The 17,516-nt window shown below is 72.7% G+C and carries 9 protein-coding genes and 1 pseudogene; 7 read left to right on the top strand and 3 right to left on the bottom strand.

From position 1 onward, the window contains the following. Nucleotides 1-671 precede the first annotated feature (671 nt). Nucleotides 672-1,034 (bottom strand): annotated as a pseudogene (locus ACWDCZ_RS33570) (ATP-binding protein); the annotation flags it as partial. Between the two features lie 401 nt (nt 1,035-1,435). Between ACWDCZ_RS33570 and ACWDCZ_RS33565 the strand changes: the two are divergent. The 6 genes from ACWDCZ_RS33565 to ACWDCZ_RS33540 all read left to right on the top strand — a co-directional run bounded on the left by ACWDCZ_RS33565 (nt 1,436) and on the right by ACWDCZ_RS33540 (nt 13,624). Further along, nucleotides 1,436-2,431, top strand: coding sequence for a terpene synthase family protein (locus ACWDCZ_RS33565; RefSeq protein WP_449817820.1), 996 nt, complete (start codon nt 1,436-1,438; stop codon nt 2,429-2,431). Further along, the gene (locus tag ACWDCZ_RS33560) at nt 2,431-3,783 is read left to right on the top strand and encodes a cytochrome P450 (RefSeq protein WP_449817819.1); all 1,353 of its coding nucleotides are present in this window, start codon (nt 2,431-2,433) and stop codon (nt 3,781-3,783) included. The genes ACWDCZ_RS33565 and ACWDCZ_RS33560 overlap by 1 nt, the downstream gene beginning before the upstream one ends. A 240-nt stretch (nt 3,784-4,023) precedes the next feature. After that, nucleotides 4,024-5,169: a serine hydrolase domain-containing protein gene (locus ACWDCZ_RS33555; protein WP_449817818.1), complete on the top strand. Its 1,146-nt coding sequence runs from the start codon at nt 4,024-4,026 to the stop codon at nt 5,167-5,169. 504 nt (nt 5,170-5,673) lie between these two features. Next, nucleotides 5,674-10,557 (top strand): hypothetical protein, encoded by a 4,884-nt coding sequence (locus ACWDCZ_RS33550; RefSeq protein WP_449817817.1) that lies wholly within the window; start codon nt 5,674-5,676, stop codon nt 10,555-10,557. A gap of 85 nt (nt 10,558-10,642) precedes the next feature. Continuing rightward, the gene (locus tag ACWDCZ_RS33545) at nt 10,643-11,677 is read left to right on the top strand and encodes a ribosome-inactivating family protein (protein WP_449817816.1); all 1,035 of its coding nucleotides are present in this window, start codon (nt 10,643-10,645) and stop codon (nt 11,675-11,677) included. Nucleotides 11,678-11,809: 132 nt separating this feature from the next. Beyond that, the gene (locus ACWDCZ_RS33540) at nt 11,810-13,624 is read left to right on the top strand and encodes an amidohydrolase (protein WP_449817815.1); all 1,815 of its coding nucleotides are present in this window, start codon (nt 11,810-11,812) and stop codon (nt 13,622-13,624) included. A gap of 110 nt (nt 13,625-13,734) precedes the next feature. Here the strand turns inward: ACWDCZ_RS33540 and ACWDCZ_RS33535 are convergent, their stop codons facing one another. After that, on the bottom strand, nt 13,735-14,730 hold the full coding sequence (locus ACWDCZ_RS33535; protein WP_449817814.1) for a TauD/TfdA family dioxygenase: 996 nt from the start codon (nt 14,728-14,730) through the stop codon (nt 13,735-13,737). 41 nt (nt 14,731-14,771) lie between these two features. Further along, nucleotides 14,772-15,758, bottom strand: coding sequence for a hypothetical protein (locus ACWDCZ_RS33530; RefSeq protein WP_449813542.1), 987 nt, complete (start codon nt 15,756-15,758; stop codon nt 14,772-14,774). A 519-nt stretch (nt 15,759-16,277) separates the two neighbouring features. On the opposite strand from ACWDCZ_RS33530, the gene ACWDCZ_RS33525 reads away from it, so the two are divergent. Continuing rightward, entirely contained in the window at nt 16,278-17,450 is a 1,173-nt protein-coding gene (locus ACWDCZ_RS33525; protein WP_449817813.1) for a serine hydrolase domain-containing protein, read from the top strand. Nucleotides 17,451-17,516 lie beyond the last annotated feature (66 nt).

Genomic DNA, 17,516 nt, shown 5'->3' with positions numbered 1-17,516 from the left:
ACCTCGCTGGACGTCCGCGACGTGCTCCGCGAGACGATGTTCGCGGCCACCGTCACGGGCAGCCCGGTCGAGAACGCCACCCGGGTGATCAAGCGGCGCGCGGTGTCGGAGGCCGCGGAGACGACGGCGGTGCGCACCAGCGGGTGCCGGAACACCAGTTGCCCGGCCGGGTCGAGCCGGGCCAGTCCGTCGGCCTCGATCCGCTCCAGGATCTCCCGCGCGTTCTCGTCCGCGACCGCGCTCAGCCACTCGCCGCTGCCGAAGTCCGGGCTGGCGGCCAGGGCGCCGAGCAGCAGCAGACGGCCGGCCTCCGGCGGCACCGCCCCCAGCCGTTCGGTGAACATCCGCTCCAGCTTCCGCCCCAGCGGCAGCCGCTCCGGCAGTGGCGCGGCCCCGCGCTGCTGGGCGGCCGCGAGCTGGCGCGGCAGCTCCACCAGCGCCAGCGCGTTCCCGGCCGCCTCCGCCAGCACCCGGTCCCTGGCGGGCGGGGCGAGTTCGGGGTAGCGGGAGCCCAGCAGCAGGGCCGCGTCCGTCCGGGGCAGCGCCCGCACGTCGACGGCCTCGGCGGACCAGAGCCGGGCGGCCGGCCCGTCCGGGCGGGTGGCGCCGACGATCACCACCCGCTGCTCGGCGCAGCGCCGGTGGAGGAAGGCGTAGACGGTCGCGCTCGACGAGTCGATCCAGTGCAGGTCGTCGAGGAGGAGCAGCGTCGGGGCGGCCCGCGCCGCCTCCTCCAGCAGGGCCAGCGCGGCGGCACCGACGGCGAGGCCGCTCGGGGCGCCGGGACGGACGCCGAACGCGCTCTCCAGGGCCTCCCGCTGGTGGGCGGACAGCGCGGTGGAGCGCTGGAGCGGCGCCCAGAAGGCCTGGTGGAGGGCGCCGAACGCGAGGTCCGTCTCCGCCTCGGAGCCGACCGCGCGCAGGACGGTGAACCCGCGCTCGCGCGCCGCCCGTTCCACCCAGGCCAGCAGCGTGCTCTTGCCGACCCCCGCCTCACCGCGCAGCAGCACCGTGGACCCGCTCGCACCGTCCACGGCCTGGACCAGCGCCGCCGTCAGCAGCTCCGTCTCCCGCTGCCGGCCGACCAGGACCGGAACCCGCCCGCCGTCCACCACTCTCGTCCCCCTCGGGTTCTCACCGCCCACTCCCCGGGCACCCAAGGCTACAATCCGTCAACCCGCCCCGGCACTACGGCGGGTACCGCTCCGGGCGCGCAGCGTGCCCAGCCCCGGCTCCCGTCGCCGGCCCGCCGGTTCCCTCCCGGGCCACCCCCCGTGCACGGACGCGCAACCGCCCCGGCTCCCGCCGCCGTAGCGTCATGCGGCGCACCGGCCCGGCGGTCCGCCGCGACCGCCTCACCTTCGGCGGCCACGCCGACCTCACCGTCTCCTTCCGGGACTGACCGCCCCCACACCAGACGAAGGCCGACACACCCATGACCGATCCCCGCGACGGGCAGCCACCCAGCGCCCCGGACGACCTGTGGTGCCCCTTCCCCTCCCTGACGAACCCCCACGCCGAGCAGGCCGACCGGCAGAGCCTGGACTGGCTGGCGCGCCACCGGCTGCTGGACGGGCGCCACCGGCAGTCCGACCGGATCGGCCGCCAGCGCAGCGGCCACCTGGCCGCGCGGACCAACCCCGAGGTCTCCGCCGGGATGCTGCGCCTGCTGTCCGACTGGTACGTCTGGCTCTTCGCCTTCGACGACGGGTACTGCGAGGACCGCGAACGCGGCGCCGCCCCCGGGCCGTTGGCCCGTACGACCGCGCTCCTCTCCCGGGTGGTCGACCCCGAGCCGCCCGGCGACGAGCTGCCCGGACCGGCCGGCGCCTACGCGACGGCCCTGCGGGAGATCCGGGACCGGGTCGCCGCGCAGGCCTCGCCGTCCCAGCTGTTCCGGTGGGAGTGCACGGTCCGCGACTACCTCTCCGCCCAGGTGTGGGAGGCCGCCAACCGGGAGGCGGGCACCGTACCGGGCCTGGCCGAGTACGTGGCCATGCGCCGGCACGCCGGGGCGACGTACACCTGCCTCGCCCTGGTCGACCTCGCGGCCGGCTACGAGGTGCCGGCCGCGGAGGCGGACGGACCGTCGCTGCGCAGGCTCAGGGACCTCACGGCGAACCTGGTGAGCTGGGACAACGACCTGTACTCCCACGCCAAGGAGGCCGCCGGCGGCCAGGGCCGCCACAACCTGGTCGAGGTCCTCGCCCGCCACCACCGCTGCTCCCCGGCCGAGGCCCGACGGTCGGCCGTCGCCATGCGCGACGCCGAGATGCGCGCGTTCGTCGAGCTGAGCCGGACCGTCCGCACGGACGGCAGCGAGGCGGCCTCCGCGTACGCCCGCAGCCTCGGGCTGTGGCTGCGCGGGCACATCGACTGGTCGCGCGGCAGCTCCCGGTTCGACGTGCCGTCCCCCGCGGCGAGGCACTGATGCGCGAGGACGCCGCCCCGCCCGGCAGCGCGCCGCGCGCGCCCGGCCACCTGCCCCTGCTCGGCCACCTGCTCCCGCTGCTGACCCGCCCCGTGCCGTTCCTCCAGTCGCTCGCCGACCACGGCCCGGTGGTGCGGATCCACCTGTGGCGCAGGCCCGTTCACGTCCTCACCGACCCCGGGCTGGTCCACCGGCTGCTCGTCCAGGACGCCGCGAGGACCGAGAAGGGCTTCGTCTTCGACCAGGCCCGCGGCCTGCTGGGCAACGGCCTGTTCATCTCCGAGGGCGCGTTCCACCTCCGCCAGCGGCGCCTGGTGCAGCCGGCCTTCCACCGCGACGGCATCCGCCGGTACGCCGCCCTGGCCGCGCGGCTGGCAGCGGCCGCGGTGTCCCGCTGGGAGACCGGGCGGCCCGCGCCGATCGAGCCGCGGATGCACGGACTCGCCCGGGACATCGTGGTCGAGGCACTGTTCGCCACCCGCCTGAGCGCCGCCCAGAAGGCCCGGATCGACCGGGCCGTGCCCGTCGTCCTCACCGGCTTCGTCCAGCGGGCGCTCTACCCGTCGCCGCTGCTGGAGAAGCTGCCCGTACCGGCGAACCGGCGCTTCGACGCGGCGGTCCGGGACCTGCGCACCGTCGTGGACGAGATCGTCGATCAGGCCGCCGCCCCGCAGCAGGGCCCGGACGGCACCCTGCTGTCCCTGCTGCTGACCACCCGCGACGAGGAGACCGGCCTCGCCATGCCACCGGCCCAGGTCCGGGACGAGGCCGTCTCGCTGCTCCTAGCCGGCACCGAGACGACCGCCACCACGCTCGCCTGGCTCTTCCACGAACTCGCCCGGCACCAGGACCTCCAGGACGAGCTGAGCGAGGAGGTGCGCGCCGTCGCCCCCGACGGCTCCGTGTCCCCGGACGACCTGCCGCTCCTGGAGCGCACGGGCCACGCCATCAGCGAGACCCTCCGCCTCCACACCCCCAACTGGATCCTGATGCGCCGGGCGACGGAGCCCCTCCGGTACGGCGGCGTCGTCCTGCCCCCGGGGGCGGAGATCCTCTTCAGCCCGACCGCGCTGCACCGCTCCCCGCTGCTCCACCCCGACCCGTCGCGGTTCGACCCCGACCGCTGGCGCCAGTCCGCCGGCCACGCCCCACCCAGGCTGTTCATCCCCTTCGGCGCGGGCCGGCACAAGTGCGTCGGCGAGTCCTTCGCCTGGACCGAGATGCTCGTCGTCACCGCGGCCGTCCTCGCCCGCCTGCGCCTCAGCCCGGCCACGGCCACCCCCCTCCGGGAGAGCGCCACCGCCGCCACCGTCCGCCCACGCGGCCCGCTGCTCGTCGCCGAACCCCGGTGATCTGCCGGCGGCCGGCGCGTGCGCGCAGGGGCAGGCCCCGGTGCCCGGGTACGACGACCGGCCGGCGGACGTGGCGGCGGTGGCCGTACTGCCGTGAACCCGCCATTCCTGCGGATACCGGGGGATAACCCCACCCACGACCGGGTGGGTAGCGGCATCGTCGCAGGTGGTCCGCTCCGGAGAGGGTTGGGACAGCGGCGTGACCCGCCGGCTTCCTCGACAAGCAACCGGAGTTGATGCATGCGCAATCAGGCGCAGCAGACCGTCCACCCGTCCCGGCACCGGAAGGTCCTGGTGGCCGCGATGGCCGTCGGTGCCCTGACGACGGGGGTGCTGGCCCCGTCCGCGGCCTTCGCGGCACCGAAGCCGGACACCGTCCAGCAGGGCCTCGACGCACTGGTGCGGGACGACGGCATCGTCGGCACGCTGGCGAACGTCGAGAAGGGGCACGGCCGAGCCCGCGACTACACCGCCGGGGTGGGTGACCTGGCCACCGGAGCGAAGGTCCCGGTCGACGGTCAGGTGCGGATGGGCAGCAACACCAAGACGTTCACGGCGGTGGTCGTGCTGCAACTGGTCGGAGAGGGGAAGATCGGCCTCGACGCACCCGTCGAGACCTACCTGCCGGGCCTCGTCCGCGGGGACGGCATCGACGGGCGGAACATCACCGTCCGTCAGCTCCTCCAGCACACCAGCGGGCTCCCGGAGTACCTGCGGGGTGATGCCTCGTTCCACTACTACGAGCCGCGCGACCTCCTCGACAACGCACTGCGGTTCAAGGCCGACTTCGCCCCGGGCGACCGGTTCAACTACAGCAACACGAACTACCTCGTGGCCGGCCTGATCGTCCAACGGGTCACCGGCCGCCCGCTCGCGGCGGAGATCGACCGCCGCATCGTCAAGCCCGTCGGCCTGCGCCACACCTACTTCCCCACCCCCGGCGACACGACCATCCGCGAGCCCCACCCCAAGGGCTACTACCGCGAAACCCCCGACGCACCCCAGCAGGACGTCACCGAGACCGACCCCTCCTTCGGCTGGGCCGCCGGTCAGATGATCTCCACCAACTCCGACCTCAACCACTTCTTCTCCGCACTCCTCCACGGCGGCCTCCTCCCACCCGCCCAACTCGCCGAGATGAAGAAGACCGTCCCCGCCGAGGCCGTCGGCCCCGGCGCCGCCTACGGACTCGGCCTCGTGAGCAGGCCCCTGCCCTGCGGCGGCCTCTACTGGGGCCACGGCGGCAGCTTCCCCGGCTACGAGACCCGCGGCGGCGTCACCGAGGACGGCAGCGCCGCGGCCAACATCGCCGTGACCTCCCGCCCGACCGACAAGGCCGCCCTGAGACACGTCGAGAACGTCGTCGAAGCAGCCCTCTGCCGCTGAGGCCACTCAGGCCGCTGCGCCCGGACAACACCGGCGTACGCACCGATGGTTCCGCGGCTCCGGCCTCCGGCCCGGGGCGGGGTACTCCCCCGCTCCGGGCCGGAGGCCGTCTACCCGGCAGCTCCGCGATGCCGAAGGGCCGCATCAGCCTCAGCGGGTCGGCGCACTCGAACGCCTCGTTGGCGAGCCGGTCCTGGCCGTCCGGCGTCACGCCCTCGGCCGGTCCGCCGGACGGAACCCGGACCGGGCAACGATCCGAGCGGACGCTCCCGCCGGGCGGAATCCGCACACGATTCGTACAGTGACAACTGCGGAGCGAGACCCCGCGTCCCCGCCATGGCGCAGCAGCGGTCCGGCTCGAACGGACCTGAGGCGGGACGCCGGCCGGCGCTGCCCATCAGAACCCGCCCGGCCGGAGCGAAGGACCGTGCCCACCCGCCGTTCCCCACCGGCTTCCGGTCACCCCTTCCCGCTGAGCAGTCCACACCGAGGAGCAGCAGGACGATGGCACGTACGGCAGCCACCAAGAGAACGGCGAGCGCCCGGCGGCGAGCGGGCGACACGGACGAGGCAAAGGTCGCCGATGCCTCGGTCAAGGCGGAGTTCCTCGGCGACGACACCCACATCGACCCCGGCTCTTCGAACAGCAAGGGGACCGTCTTCGAGAACGCCACGCTCGACTTGAGCCAGGGCACCGTGCAGCCTCCCGAACCGGTGGCGGGCGAGAAGGCGGTCCTCTCCTGGACGGTGACGAACCTCGGGCCCGACGACGTCACCTCCGCCGTCTGCGAGTACGACATGGGGGACGGTCTGAGCGAAGTCGACTTCACCATCGACGACAAGCGCGCCCCGGAGCACAAGCTGCCGCCCTTGAAGCGTGGCGAGAAAGCCGTGGTGGCCCTCACCGTGCAGATCGCGCCGAACGCCGGCATCCCCCTGGGTGTCCTGTTCGGTGTCCACACCGCCGACGCGACGCCAAACCGGCAGACCATCGTGGACCCCGTGTCGAAGGTGGACCTCTCCCTGACGGGTGACCCCGCCGACGACACGGTGCCGGCAGATCAACCCGTCAGTTTCCGTTGGAAGGTGGAGAGCCGAGGACCGTCCAGCGCAGAAATGGTGAGTGTCCGGGCCGTCCTGCCTCCCGGGGTGCGCTTCGACTCCGCCTACGAGGACGAAGCCCCACAAACCAAGGGCACCCTACAAGCCGATGGCAGCGTCCTCTGGCAGCTCGGCTACCTGGACCCACCCCAGTCGCGCACCGTGACGGTCAAGGCGAAGACCTCCCCGACCACGCGGGACACCCTGGTCGCCACCGCCGTGGCAACGTTCAGCAGGCCGGACGGCTCCGGCAGTCCGGCGACCACCCTGCAGGTACCCGTCACCCTGAAGGTCCAGGAACTCGCCACGCTCACCTGCACAGCGGCCGCCGTCCCCCCGCAGACGGTCGCCGGGCGGGACGAGGTCACCTACACCTGGACCTTCCACAACGAGGGCCCCTCCGTCGTCCGGGGCCTCGCCGTCACCGCGACGCTGCCGGACGGTCTGGCTTTCGTCTCCGCCACCGACCATGGCACGCTCCAGAAGGGCGGCATCGTCAGCTGGGCGCTGCCCCCGGTCGAGTCCGGCGACACGTCCGTCGCCGTCACCGCGAAGGTCGACCCCGGGGCCCTCGGCCCGCTGACCGCCTCGGCGAAGGCCTCCGCCACGACCCTGGATGCCAAGACAAAGAAGCCGATCAAAGTCCCGGCGACCGAGGCGACCGTCACCGCCACCGCAGAGGCCGTGCTGTCGCTGCGCGCCGAAGCCACCGACCCGGCCCAGGTGGTGGCGGGTGACCGTGACCACCCCGCTGCCTTCCGGTGGACACTCACCAACAAGGGAAGTTCCACGGCGACCGGCGTCACCGCACGGGTCACCCTGCCGCCCGGCGCCACCTTCGTGTCCGCCACCCCGACAGCCACTGTCAAGGGCACGGACATCAGCTGGGATCTGGGCACCCTCCCGCCGAACCGCCCGGCCGACCTCACCCTCCGTGTCTGGCCCGCCCCGGAGGTTCGCGGCTCGCTCACCCTCAAGGCCGGCGCTGAGGCGCAGACACTCGACCCCCGCACCGGGAAGCCGGCCAGAACGCCCGAGGCACCGGCCACGGTCCAGGTGGCGGTGCAGGACCGACTCGAGATCATCGAGACCCGGTTCAGCCCGGACACGGTCCAGGAAGGCGACCAGCTTGCCCTGGCCTGGAATGTGAGGAACACCGGTCCGTCCCTGGCCCGCAACGTGACCCGTACGGTCAAGCTGCCGAGCGCCCTGAGCCTCGCCGACGGCCAGCAAGCCACCTATCCTCAGGAGGAGTTGGCGCCCGGCAAGGCCGGCGGATGGTTCACGGTCGTCACGACGGTCGGCCACACGCAGGACCACCAGGTCACCGTCACGGGCCTGTTCACCCGCGATGGCTCCACCGAGGCGACCAGCAAGGACATCACCATCCCCGTCAAACAGGGGAAGGGCAGCTTCCGATTCCCCTTCGACTTCGGGCCCTTCGGCTTCCCGCCCCCGTTCGGCGGCGAAGGCAGCGGAAAGGACCACGACGAGTCGGACGACGATGACGACGACGAGAAGGACAAGACCACCACACTGAAGTTCACCAAGGCGAAAGCCGATCCGGAAACGGTCGACCCCGGCAAGTTCCTGACCTACTCCTGGACCCTCAAGAACACCGGTCGCAACGTCACCGCCAAGAACATCTACGTGTCGATCACCCTGCCCGCCGACGTCAAGCCGACGGAGGTTCACGGGCTGCCCGCTACCCCCACCCCCAAGATGATCATCGGCTACCTGGGTTCGCTCGCCCCGGGCAAGACCCAGGACTTCTCGGTGAAGACCCTCGTCGACGACGGTGCCACCGGCTCGCTGCCCGCCCGAGCGTACGCCTGTTCCGCACAGGCCCGCCCGGCCTGGAAGACCGCCGAGGCCACCGCCCGCGCCTCGTCCCAGCTGGACCTGACCGGGGCGGTAACCCCGAACCCCGCCGACGCCGGAAAGCGGATCACCTACCACTGGACGCTGGCCAACAAGGGGCCCTCCGACGCGTCCGGGCTCACCGTCCGGATCACCATGCCCGACCAGGTGTCCGACCCGAAGGGCCTGGTCACCGAAGGCGGATCGCAGACGGCACGTTGGGACGAGCCGAAGCGGCAGCTCGTCTTCGACTCCCTCGGCACGCTGTCGAACGGCCAGCAGCTGACCCTCGAGGCCACCGCCACCGTTCGCAAGGATGCCGCCGGCCCGCTGGAGGCGACCGCCCACGCCCAGGCCACCGACGCCGCCGACGCCAAGAACACCCTGACGGCCGAGGTCAAGGTCGCGTTGAGCCTCACCGGCGAGGCTGTCCCGCCTGCGGTGGTCGCCGGGCGCGACCTGACCTACGTGTGGACCCTCGCCCACGCCGGCGGGCCCGCCGCAGAGAAGATCGACCTCACCGCCGGCCTGCCGGCCTCCCTCACCTACCGCACTTCCTCCCACGGCGGAGCGACGTCGGACGGCAGAAGGGTCCAGTGGCCGCCGATCGATCTCAAGCCGGGCGAGCAGCGCACGGTCACGGTCACGGCCCTCGTCGACCCGGCCGCCAAGGACATCCCCGCCGTGACCGCCACCGCCAAGGCGGGCGACACCGCCGACGCCACGGGCCGGATCGGCTCGGTGCAGGTCACCCGGGCGAGCGCGCTCACGCTCAACGGCATCGGCACCCCCAGCCCGGTGACGGTGGGCGAACATGCCTCGCTCGTCTGGACGGTGGTCAACCGCGGCCCGTCGGTGGCCTCCGGCGCCGTCGCCGACCTCACGCTGCCACCCGAACTGAGCAATCCCAAGATCACCGTCTCGAACGGCAGGAAGGCGCCCGTCCAGGCCAGTCCGACATCCCTGCCCGACCTCAAGCCCGGCCTGTCCGTCACCGTGACCGCCACCGGCACCACCACCGCCGACGACCTGACCCAGGCGCCGGGCACGGTGAGCGGACGGGCCGTGGTAAAGGAGGAGGGGCAGACTCCGGCCGACGCGGCCGCGCGGATCGAGATCGACTCCGACGCCGTCCTGACCCTCACCCCGGACCCGGACACCGCCGACCTCCGCACCTTCGATGCCGGTGCCACCGTCCCGTTCACCTGGACGGTCGCCAGAACCGGCACCTGCGCCACCGGCCCCGCTTCCCTCCAGGTCGCCCTGCCCCCGGAGCTCACCGTCACCGAGGCCCTGATCGACGGCCAGGCCCCGTCCTCGCTGTCGCAGAGCGACGGACACCTCACCCTCGGCCTCGACGGCCTCGCCACCGGGAAGCAGACCGTGCGGGTCACCTGCCGGGTGTCGCCCCGAGCTCCCGCCACCACGGCGAAAGGCCCCGATCCACTCGCCGTCACCACACTGCTCTTCGCGGACGGCGCGAGCCCGGTCATCCACACCGCACGGCTGAACGTCACCGTCCGCAGCACCGTACGGATCAGCGCCTTCCAACTCCCCTACCCGGTCACCGCCGGCGGCGAGAGCGTCCTGGTCTGGTCCCTCGGCAACGACGGGCCCTCCAGCGCCCGGGACACCTCGTTCGTCCTGACGCTCCCCAAGGACTTCGCCTTCCTGGACGCCACCGTCGACACCGCCCCGCGCAGCGGCACCGTCGATCCGGCGCACCCCGGCCGGTGGACCGTTCCCGTGGGAGAGCTCGCACCGGGCGAGGCCGCGCAGATCGCCGTACGGGTCGCCGTCTCCCCCGACCCGGCCGGCCCGAAGGCCGCCGTCACCCGGTCCGCCACCGTCGGCACCACGACCGGTCTGGCCTCCGGCAGCGACCCCGTGCCCATCGGCAGCACCGCGCAGGTCGCGATCACCACGACGGTCTCTCCCCCCGCACCCCTGGTCGGCGACAACGTCACCTACGTCTGGAACCTCACCAACACGGGCCAGAGCACCGTACGCGGGGCCACCTTCGAGGTCACCGTGACGGGCGAAGGGTTCGTCCCCGACCACGGATCCACCGTCGCCAAGGTCACCCCGTCCGAGGACGGGAAATCCCTCACCGTCGTCTTCGTCGTCCCCGCGCTCGCGCCGGTGGCCGAGCAGACGTTCACCCTGGTCGGGAAGGCCACCACGGCCGTCATTCTGGTGGCCATGCCCGTGGTCAAGGACGGGACGGGCAAAGCCCTCCAGCCTCCGGGCCCTGAGAAGCGCACGCAGGTCGGCCGCATCACCACGCCCCCGCGTACGACACGGACCTCCCGCACCGCGCCTCGCCCGACGGACGCGAAGCCCCGCCGGGCCGCAGCCAAGCGCACGACGCCCGCCAAACGCACGGCGGCGCCCGCCGGGCGACGCAAGCGCCTCCCCGCTTCCTGAACCGCCCTCCGGCCGCACCCGGTCGCGCGCAGCCCCCTCGCCTCCGACCCGCGCGGGCCCGTCGGGCCCCGAAAGAAGTCACCCCATGCCCGAGCCCTCCGCACACCGATACCCGTCCGTCCTCGCCATGGGCCTCGCGGCCGTGTCCCTGGCCGCCTGCTCCGGCACTCCGACCGCCGACCCACAGGCAGCACCGCAAGCCCCACAGCTTCCCGCGCTCCTGGAATTCGGGGAGCCGCAGTGGAAAGGCGCGGGCGCCTATGCCGCCTACATCGCGTCGATCCGCGACGCCGTGGCGCCCGCTGCTGACGTGGAGACCTCCGTCGGCATGCGAAGGCTGCACGTCAGCCCGTCTATTCAGCAGAAGGTGGTGGACGCCAAACCCAAGAATCCCAAGTCATACACGACGGAGGACTTCGTCGGGATCCGGATCACCAGCCGCGACCAGTCGCAGCACATCACCTTCCTGATGCGCAAGGACGACCTCTACGTCATCGGCCTGTACAACGAGGACAAGAACAGCTACATCCGATTCGAAAAACCCCAGCAGAATTGGCGCGACTATCCCTTCCCTGCCGATCGGACCGGCAGCTGGACGAAGGGCATGCAATACCCCAAGCTCTGCGAAAAGATCAGCTCTGGAAGGCTGGAGATAACGGACAACAGCCTGAACAGCGCGGTCAAGGAATTCGCCGAAAAGGGCAACGGAGCTGACGGAGCATCCCTGTGCCAACCGGCCGTTCTCTTCGCCGAAGCCGCACGGTTCGCCCCGATCACCGAAGCGGTCCAGGCCGGATGGCCACAGGCCGGCAAGGCCACCACCCTGAACACAGACCTGCTGAACTACATGACGAATTGGTCCGATATGTCGAAGTATGCCTTCTGGAAACCGGCGCAGAAGAGCTCCCGGGGAGAGAAGGACAGATTCGGCGCCAATGAATTCAACGTCGGCCCGCAGGAACCCCCGCAGTACGTCCACCGCACGGCGGTGAAGCCGATCGTGTTCGAGGTCGTCAGCGTCTACAACGGCAACGGCAGCAGAGCGGGGCGATGCGGCGGGGTGTTCGTCGCGGACAAGAAGGGAGACGGCCCTTGCGCGCCCGCACCCGGCGACTCCTGATGGTCCACCTCACAAGCCGTACCTGCCCCAGCGCCGTACCCGAGCAGCGTTCAGATTCAGATTCATGTTCACACCCCGATAGCCACGGGTAGGCAGCGGATCACCGAACGTAGGCAGCGGAAGGGAACCGGAATGAGCGGTCAGCCGGGAGTGACGACGGACGCCGGCGATGTCCAGGCTGCGGCACCGTACGACGAGGCCGATGTCATCTTCCACGGCGGTGAGATCGTGACGGCGGCCGCCGACTCCCAGGAGTCCGATCCCCGTCCCGAGGCGGTGGCCGTCAAGGACGGAGTCATCGTCCACGTCGGCGACTACCAGGAGGCCGTCGACCGCTGGCAGGGGCCGCGGACGAAGGTGCGGGACCTCGCCGGGCGCGCGCTGCTGCCCGGGTTCATCGACGCCCACGGCCACCTGGGCGGCATCGGGCTGCAGGCCACCCTCGCCAACCTGCTGGCCGCCCCCGACGGCGACGTCACGGACATCGACTCGCTCCTGGACAAGCTGCGCGCGTGGGCGAAGACGCCGGTGGGCGCCTTCTCCAAGTGGATCATCGGGTTCGGCTACGACGACGCCATGCTCGCCGAAGGCCGTCACCCCACCCGCGAGGATCTCGACAAGGTGTCCACCACCCGGCCGGTGCTGGCCATCCACCAGTCCTTCCACCTCGGGGCCGTGAACAGCCGGGGCCTGCGGGAGTTGGGCTACACCAGGGCCACCGCCGACCCGGACGGCGGCGTCATCCGACGCCAACCCGGCCCCGTGGCACGGCCGTTCGGCGAACCCAACGGCGTCCTGGAGGAGACGGCCTTCAGTCCGGCCTCCGAAAAGGCCACCGAGGGGCTGCCGTTGACCGCGATGGCCGCCCTCTTCAGCAAGGGCGTGGCGTCGGCCGCGAGCTTCGGCTTCACGACCGTCCAGGAGGGCGGCGCCACACTGAAGAACCTGAAGGCCCTGCGGGACGCCGCGGCCCTCAAACCCTTCAAGATCGACGTCGTCGCCTACGCACGGGCCGACGAGGCCACGGCCTCACCGGAGCCGGACCCGGTCGGCGTGAGCCAGGAGTACCACCGCGGCGTGCGCGCTGCCGGCGTCAAGATGTACCTGGACGGATCCCCGCAAGGCCGCACGGCCTGGCTCACCAAGCCCTACGAGGAGCGGCCGGAAGGCACTCCCGAGGGCTACTGCGGCTACCCCACCATCGAGGACCCCAAGGTCGTCCTGGACCAGGTGAGCACCGCGTACGCCAGGGGCTGGCAGGTGCTGGCGCACGTCAACGGGGACGCCGCGATCGACCAGTTCATCGAGGCGGTCCGGACCGCCTCCGCCGAGGTCGAGCCCGCCGACGCCGACCGGCGGACGGTGGCGATCCACGCCCAGACCGCCCGCGAGGAGCAGATCGAGGACTTCGCCCGCCTGGGCGTCATCCCGTCCTTCTTCTCCATGCACACGTACTACTGGGGCGACTGGTACCGCAAGACCGTCCTCGGGCCGGAGCGGGCCGCCACCATCTCCCCCGCCCGCTGGGCCGTGGACCGGGGGATGGTCTACACCTCGCACCACGACGCCCCGGTGGCCCTGCCCAACTCGATCGCCATCCTCTCCAGCCAGGTCACCCGCCGCACCCGCACCGACCAGGTCGTCCTCGGGCCCGAGCAGTGCGTGTCGGCGTTGGACGCGGTCAAGTCCATCACCATCCACGCCGCCCACCAGTACTTCGAGCAGGACCGCAAGGGCAGCATCGAGGTCGGCAAGCTCGCCGACCTGGTGATCCTCTCCGCGAACCCGCTGACGGTCCCGCCGGAGGAGATCAAGGACATCGCCGTCGCCGAGACCATCAAGAAGGGCACCACCATCCACCCCGCCACCGCGGCCGACACCGACGGCGACGCCTCCGAGGCCGGACTCGAGGCCCCGACGGACTACCAGTGGCACGGCTGCTGCTGACATCGCGTCCCGGGTTGCGGCTACCCAGGGCCTCCGGGCTCGGGTGGCCGCACCGTGCGTGCCGTGCGCGGCGGGCGGGGGCTGGGGGCGCCCCCACCCGTCACGGCCGGTCAGCGGGCGAGGACGTGGCCGTCGTCGGGTCGGTGGTCGCGGGAGCGGCGCAGGTCGGCGCTGGCATAGGTGCGCTGCAGCCAGCGGTCCGCCCCGTCGTAGCGGGGCCGGAAGGCGGTGCGGCCGTGGACGGTGACGCGGTTGTCGATGACGACCAGGTCGCCGGGGGTCAGACGCAGGGTGCGGGCGGTCGCCTCGCAGGCCCGGCCGAACGCGGCCAGCGCGGCGGCGGCCCGAGGGGTGAGCGGGGTGGTGACGAGTTGGGCCATGCGGATGTCGGGGTCCTCGGCCGCGCCCGACAGCACCGGTCGGGGTTCGGCTCCGGCCCCGCTCGCGGCGTCGGGGCCGAAGGAGGGCGGCGGCGTGGTGCGGAACTCCGGTGCGGACAGGGCCTCCCGCTCGGCCGGGGTGAGGAGGGGCAGTGCCTGGCGGATGCCGGCGACGCGCATCCCGGCGGTCCGGTCGTGGTCGGCGCGCAGGCACAGGAAGACCACGTAGTCCGGCGGGTGGGGGTGGAAGCCGTTCTCGGTGTGGAAGGACAGCGGCACCGATCCGGCGTTGCCGTGGAAGGCCTCCTGCCCGGGCACGGGCACGACGTCCTGCACCAGGGCCCCAGACTTCTCGGCCAGGTAGGCGAGCGGCTCGCCGAGCCCGCAGGCCACCATGGTGAGCAGCGCGGCCGGGACGGTCGCCTGCCGCTGGACCGAGCCGGGTACGGCCGGTGTCGGGGGCAGGGCCGCCCGGTCGACGGGCAGGCCGCCGATCACCAGGGTGCCGCGCGGGCCGGAGTGCCGTCGGAACCGGCGCACCGCCCGGCGCAGCGGCAGCGGGAGTTCGTCCCAGGCGTCCCGGGCCCGTGCCACCCACGCGGGGCTGTCGACCTGGTCGCCCCCGTCGGCGGACAGGGTCCGGGCCAGGCGCTCGCACGTGTCGGCGTCGGCCGGGCCCAGGTTCCAGTCCGCGGCGACGGCGGTGTTGTCGGTGGTGCCGGGCATCGGGTCTCCTGCCGGGGGTGTGGACGGGCGGACGCGCGGACTCACGAGTGGCGCAGGCCGGCCACGGCGTCGGCGACGTAGTGGTCCCCGAATCGGATCAGGGGGGCGTACTGGGCCGCGCGGCGGTGGCGCATCTGTCGTAGTTCGGCGACGGCGTTGTCGGGGCCCTCGGGCCGCTGGGCGATGGAACGGCGCAGCCGGACCATCGAGTACGCGAGCGTGACGTGCCGTTCGGCGTCCACGATGTCGGCTTCCAGGAGGGCGTCCCGCGCCTCGGCCAACTCGGGGTCGCGGTCCGCCAGTTGCTCGTAGGATTCGGGGACCAGCGTCAGCAGGTCCTTCATCGCCGCCCGGAAGAGCTTGTACCCGCGGTGCTGGCGCCCGCTGAGCGGGATGTCCGTCGACGGCGGCGCCATGGTCCGGCGGATCGCCGCCATGTAGTAGTCGGCCGGGATCGTACTGGCGTGGTTCATGGCCGCGGGGAAGCCGCGCACGTACTCCGTCGCGTCCGCCAGCCGCCCCAGCGCGGCGTCGCCGTCATCGTCGCGCAGGTGGCGGGTGGCGTCGGCCACGGCGACCGCGGCGCAGACGTTGAACAGCACGTGGACCTGGTGCCCGATGAGCCAGCGAGCGCTCCACGCGCGCTCCAACGACGGCCCCGCACCGGGCTCCGGGACGGCCGGCACCGGAACGGGCCCGGATTCGGTGCCCGGCGCGACTCCCGTGAGGTCGAGCACCGACCGCCGCATCCCGGCCAGCTCCAGCGCCAGGTCGGCACCCGACAGCGGAGCCTCGCAGAGGTCCTCCAGGCCGCGGTGGATCACCAACAGGCCGTGCAGGGCGGCCTGCTGGTCCGACAGCTCCACCTCGCGGACCCGGAAGTACGACTGACTGGTCGACTCCGCCGGCACGTCCTCACCCGCCAGGGCCGGAGCCAGCGCCTCCAACGCGGCCACCACCTCGCCCGCTGCCGCGGCGGCCTGCCGCAGCGCGGCGGTCCGCTCGACCGGTCCGGCATGGGTCGCCACCCCGGCCAGCACGCGCGCGGCCCGCCCCGCCTCAGCGGCGACCCGCGGCCCCAGCCCCGGGTCGGGCCGCCCGCCCCGGGGCTCACGGAAGACAGCGACAGGAGGATGACCGGCGACCGGCGACAAGCCCATGGTTGGGATAGCTTGCCAGGAACACGCCACACGAAACCCTGATCCGCACCTCGACTCGCCTTCCGCGCACCGACGTTGGAAGACCGGCCGGCGAGAATCGACGGGTCTGACCCGCACCCCGAACCCATCTGTCCGACGCGACGCGGTGCTCCTGCACCCACCCCCGCAGAGGTCGCCGACGCCGACGCCGGGCCGAACCTCCGCGGCGACGGCGCCACGGTCGTCCGCTCCCGCCGCCTGGTCGCACTGTCCGCCCCCAGCGGCCCGGTGACCTGCGGTTTCCTCACCGGAACGGGGCAAGCGCCGGCGGGCCACCCCGCATGCGGGGCGGTGGCACCTCTGTTTGACTGAGGGCGGATGATCCCCGCCCCGAGAGGGAGCACGCCCATGCCCGTGGCCACCGGAAGAGGCCCGGCCACCCTCGCCGCCGTGGCCGCCGCACTCCTGACCGCGCTCCTGCCGGTCCCGGCGTCCCCAGCGGCCGCCGCCGCACCGGCCGACGGGGCCGGCCGGCCGGAGCACGCACGGACCCGGGCCGCGATGGAGCGGGCGGTACGGGACGGTGCGCCGGGGGTCCTCGTCACCGTGGCCGAGGGCGAAGGCCGATGGGTGGGAACGGCAGGGGTGGCGGACCGCAGGACGGGACGCCCGCCCCGTCCGGCGGACCACTTCCGGGTGGGCAGCATCACCAAGACGTTCACGGCCGTGCTCGTGCTCCAGCTGGAGGCGGAGGGGCGGCTCGGCATCGACGACACCGTGGAGAAGTGGCTGCCGGGCCTGGTCCGGGGCCACGGCCACGACGGCCGCCGCATCACCGTCCGGCAGCTGCTGAACCACACCAGCGGTGTGTACAACTACCTCAACGACCCCGCCCTGCACCAGATCGGGCCGATCTGGCTCGAGCACCTGCACGACACCTGGACTCCCGAGGAACTCCTGGCCGTCGCGATGTCGAAGCCACCCACGGCCCAGCCCGGCGAGAGGTTCGTGTACTCCAACACCAACTACCTCCTGGCCGCGATGATCGTGGAGCGGATCACCGGCAGCTCATACGAGCACGAGCTGCGCCGTCGCATCATCGACCCGCTCCACCTGCGGGGCACCGACTCGCCCGGAACCCGCGAGTCGCTGCCCCGGCCGTCCGGCCGGGACTACTCCACCGCCCAGGTCCAGTTGCCCCCACCGGGCGTCGACGTCACGGAGTTCAACCCCTCGGCGATCCGCGCCAGTGGCGAGATCATCAGCACGGCCGACGACCTCGACCACGTCTACCGCGCCCTGCTCACCGGCCGGCTGCTGCCCCAGGCGCAGCTGCGGGAGATGACCACCACCGTGCCCGCCGGCATCGACGACCAGGGCCTCGGCATCGCCCGCATGACCACCTCCTGCGGGGTCGAGCTCTGGGGGTACCGCGGCGGCGGATACGGCTTCGAGGCCCTCACGGTCTCCACCCGCGACACCCGCCACCGGATGACCGTCTACTTCAACACCGACAGCCTCGCGCTCCAGGGCGCTGCGGCCCGGGACCTCGCCGACGCGGAGTTCTGCCAACACTCATGACCCGGGGCCAGACGCGTACGCCTGGCGGTCACCCCCGCAGGCCGTGGTGCGCCGCCCCCAGGACGG

The organism is Kitasatospora sp. NPDC001225 (assembly GCF_053597855.1).
Note: the sequence above shows the minus strand (reverse complement) of the source record. Positions and strands in the feature narration are given on the sequence as shown.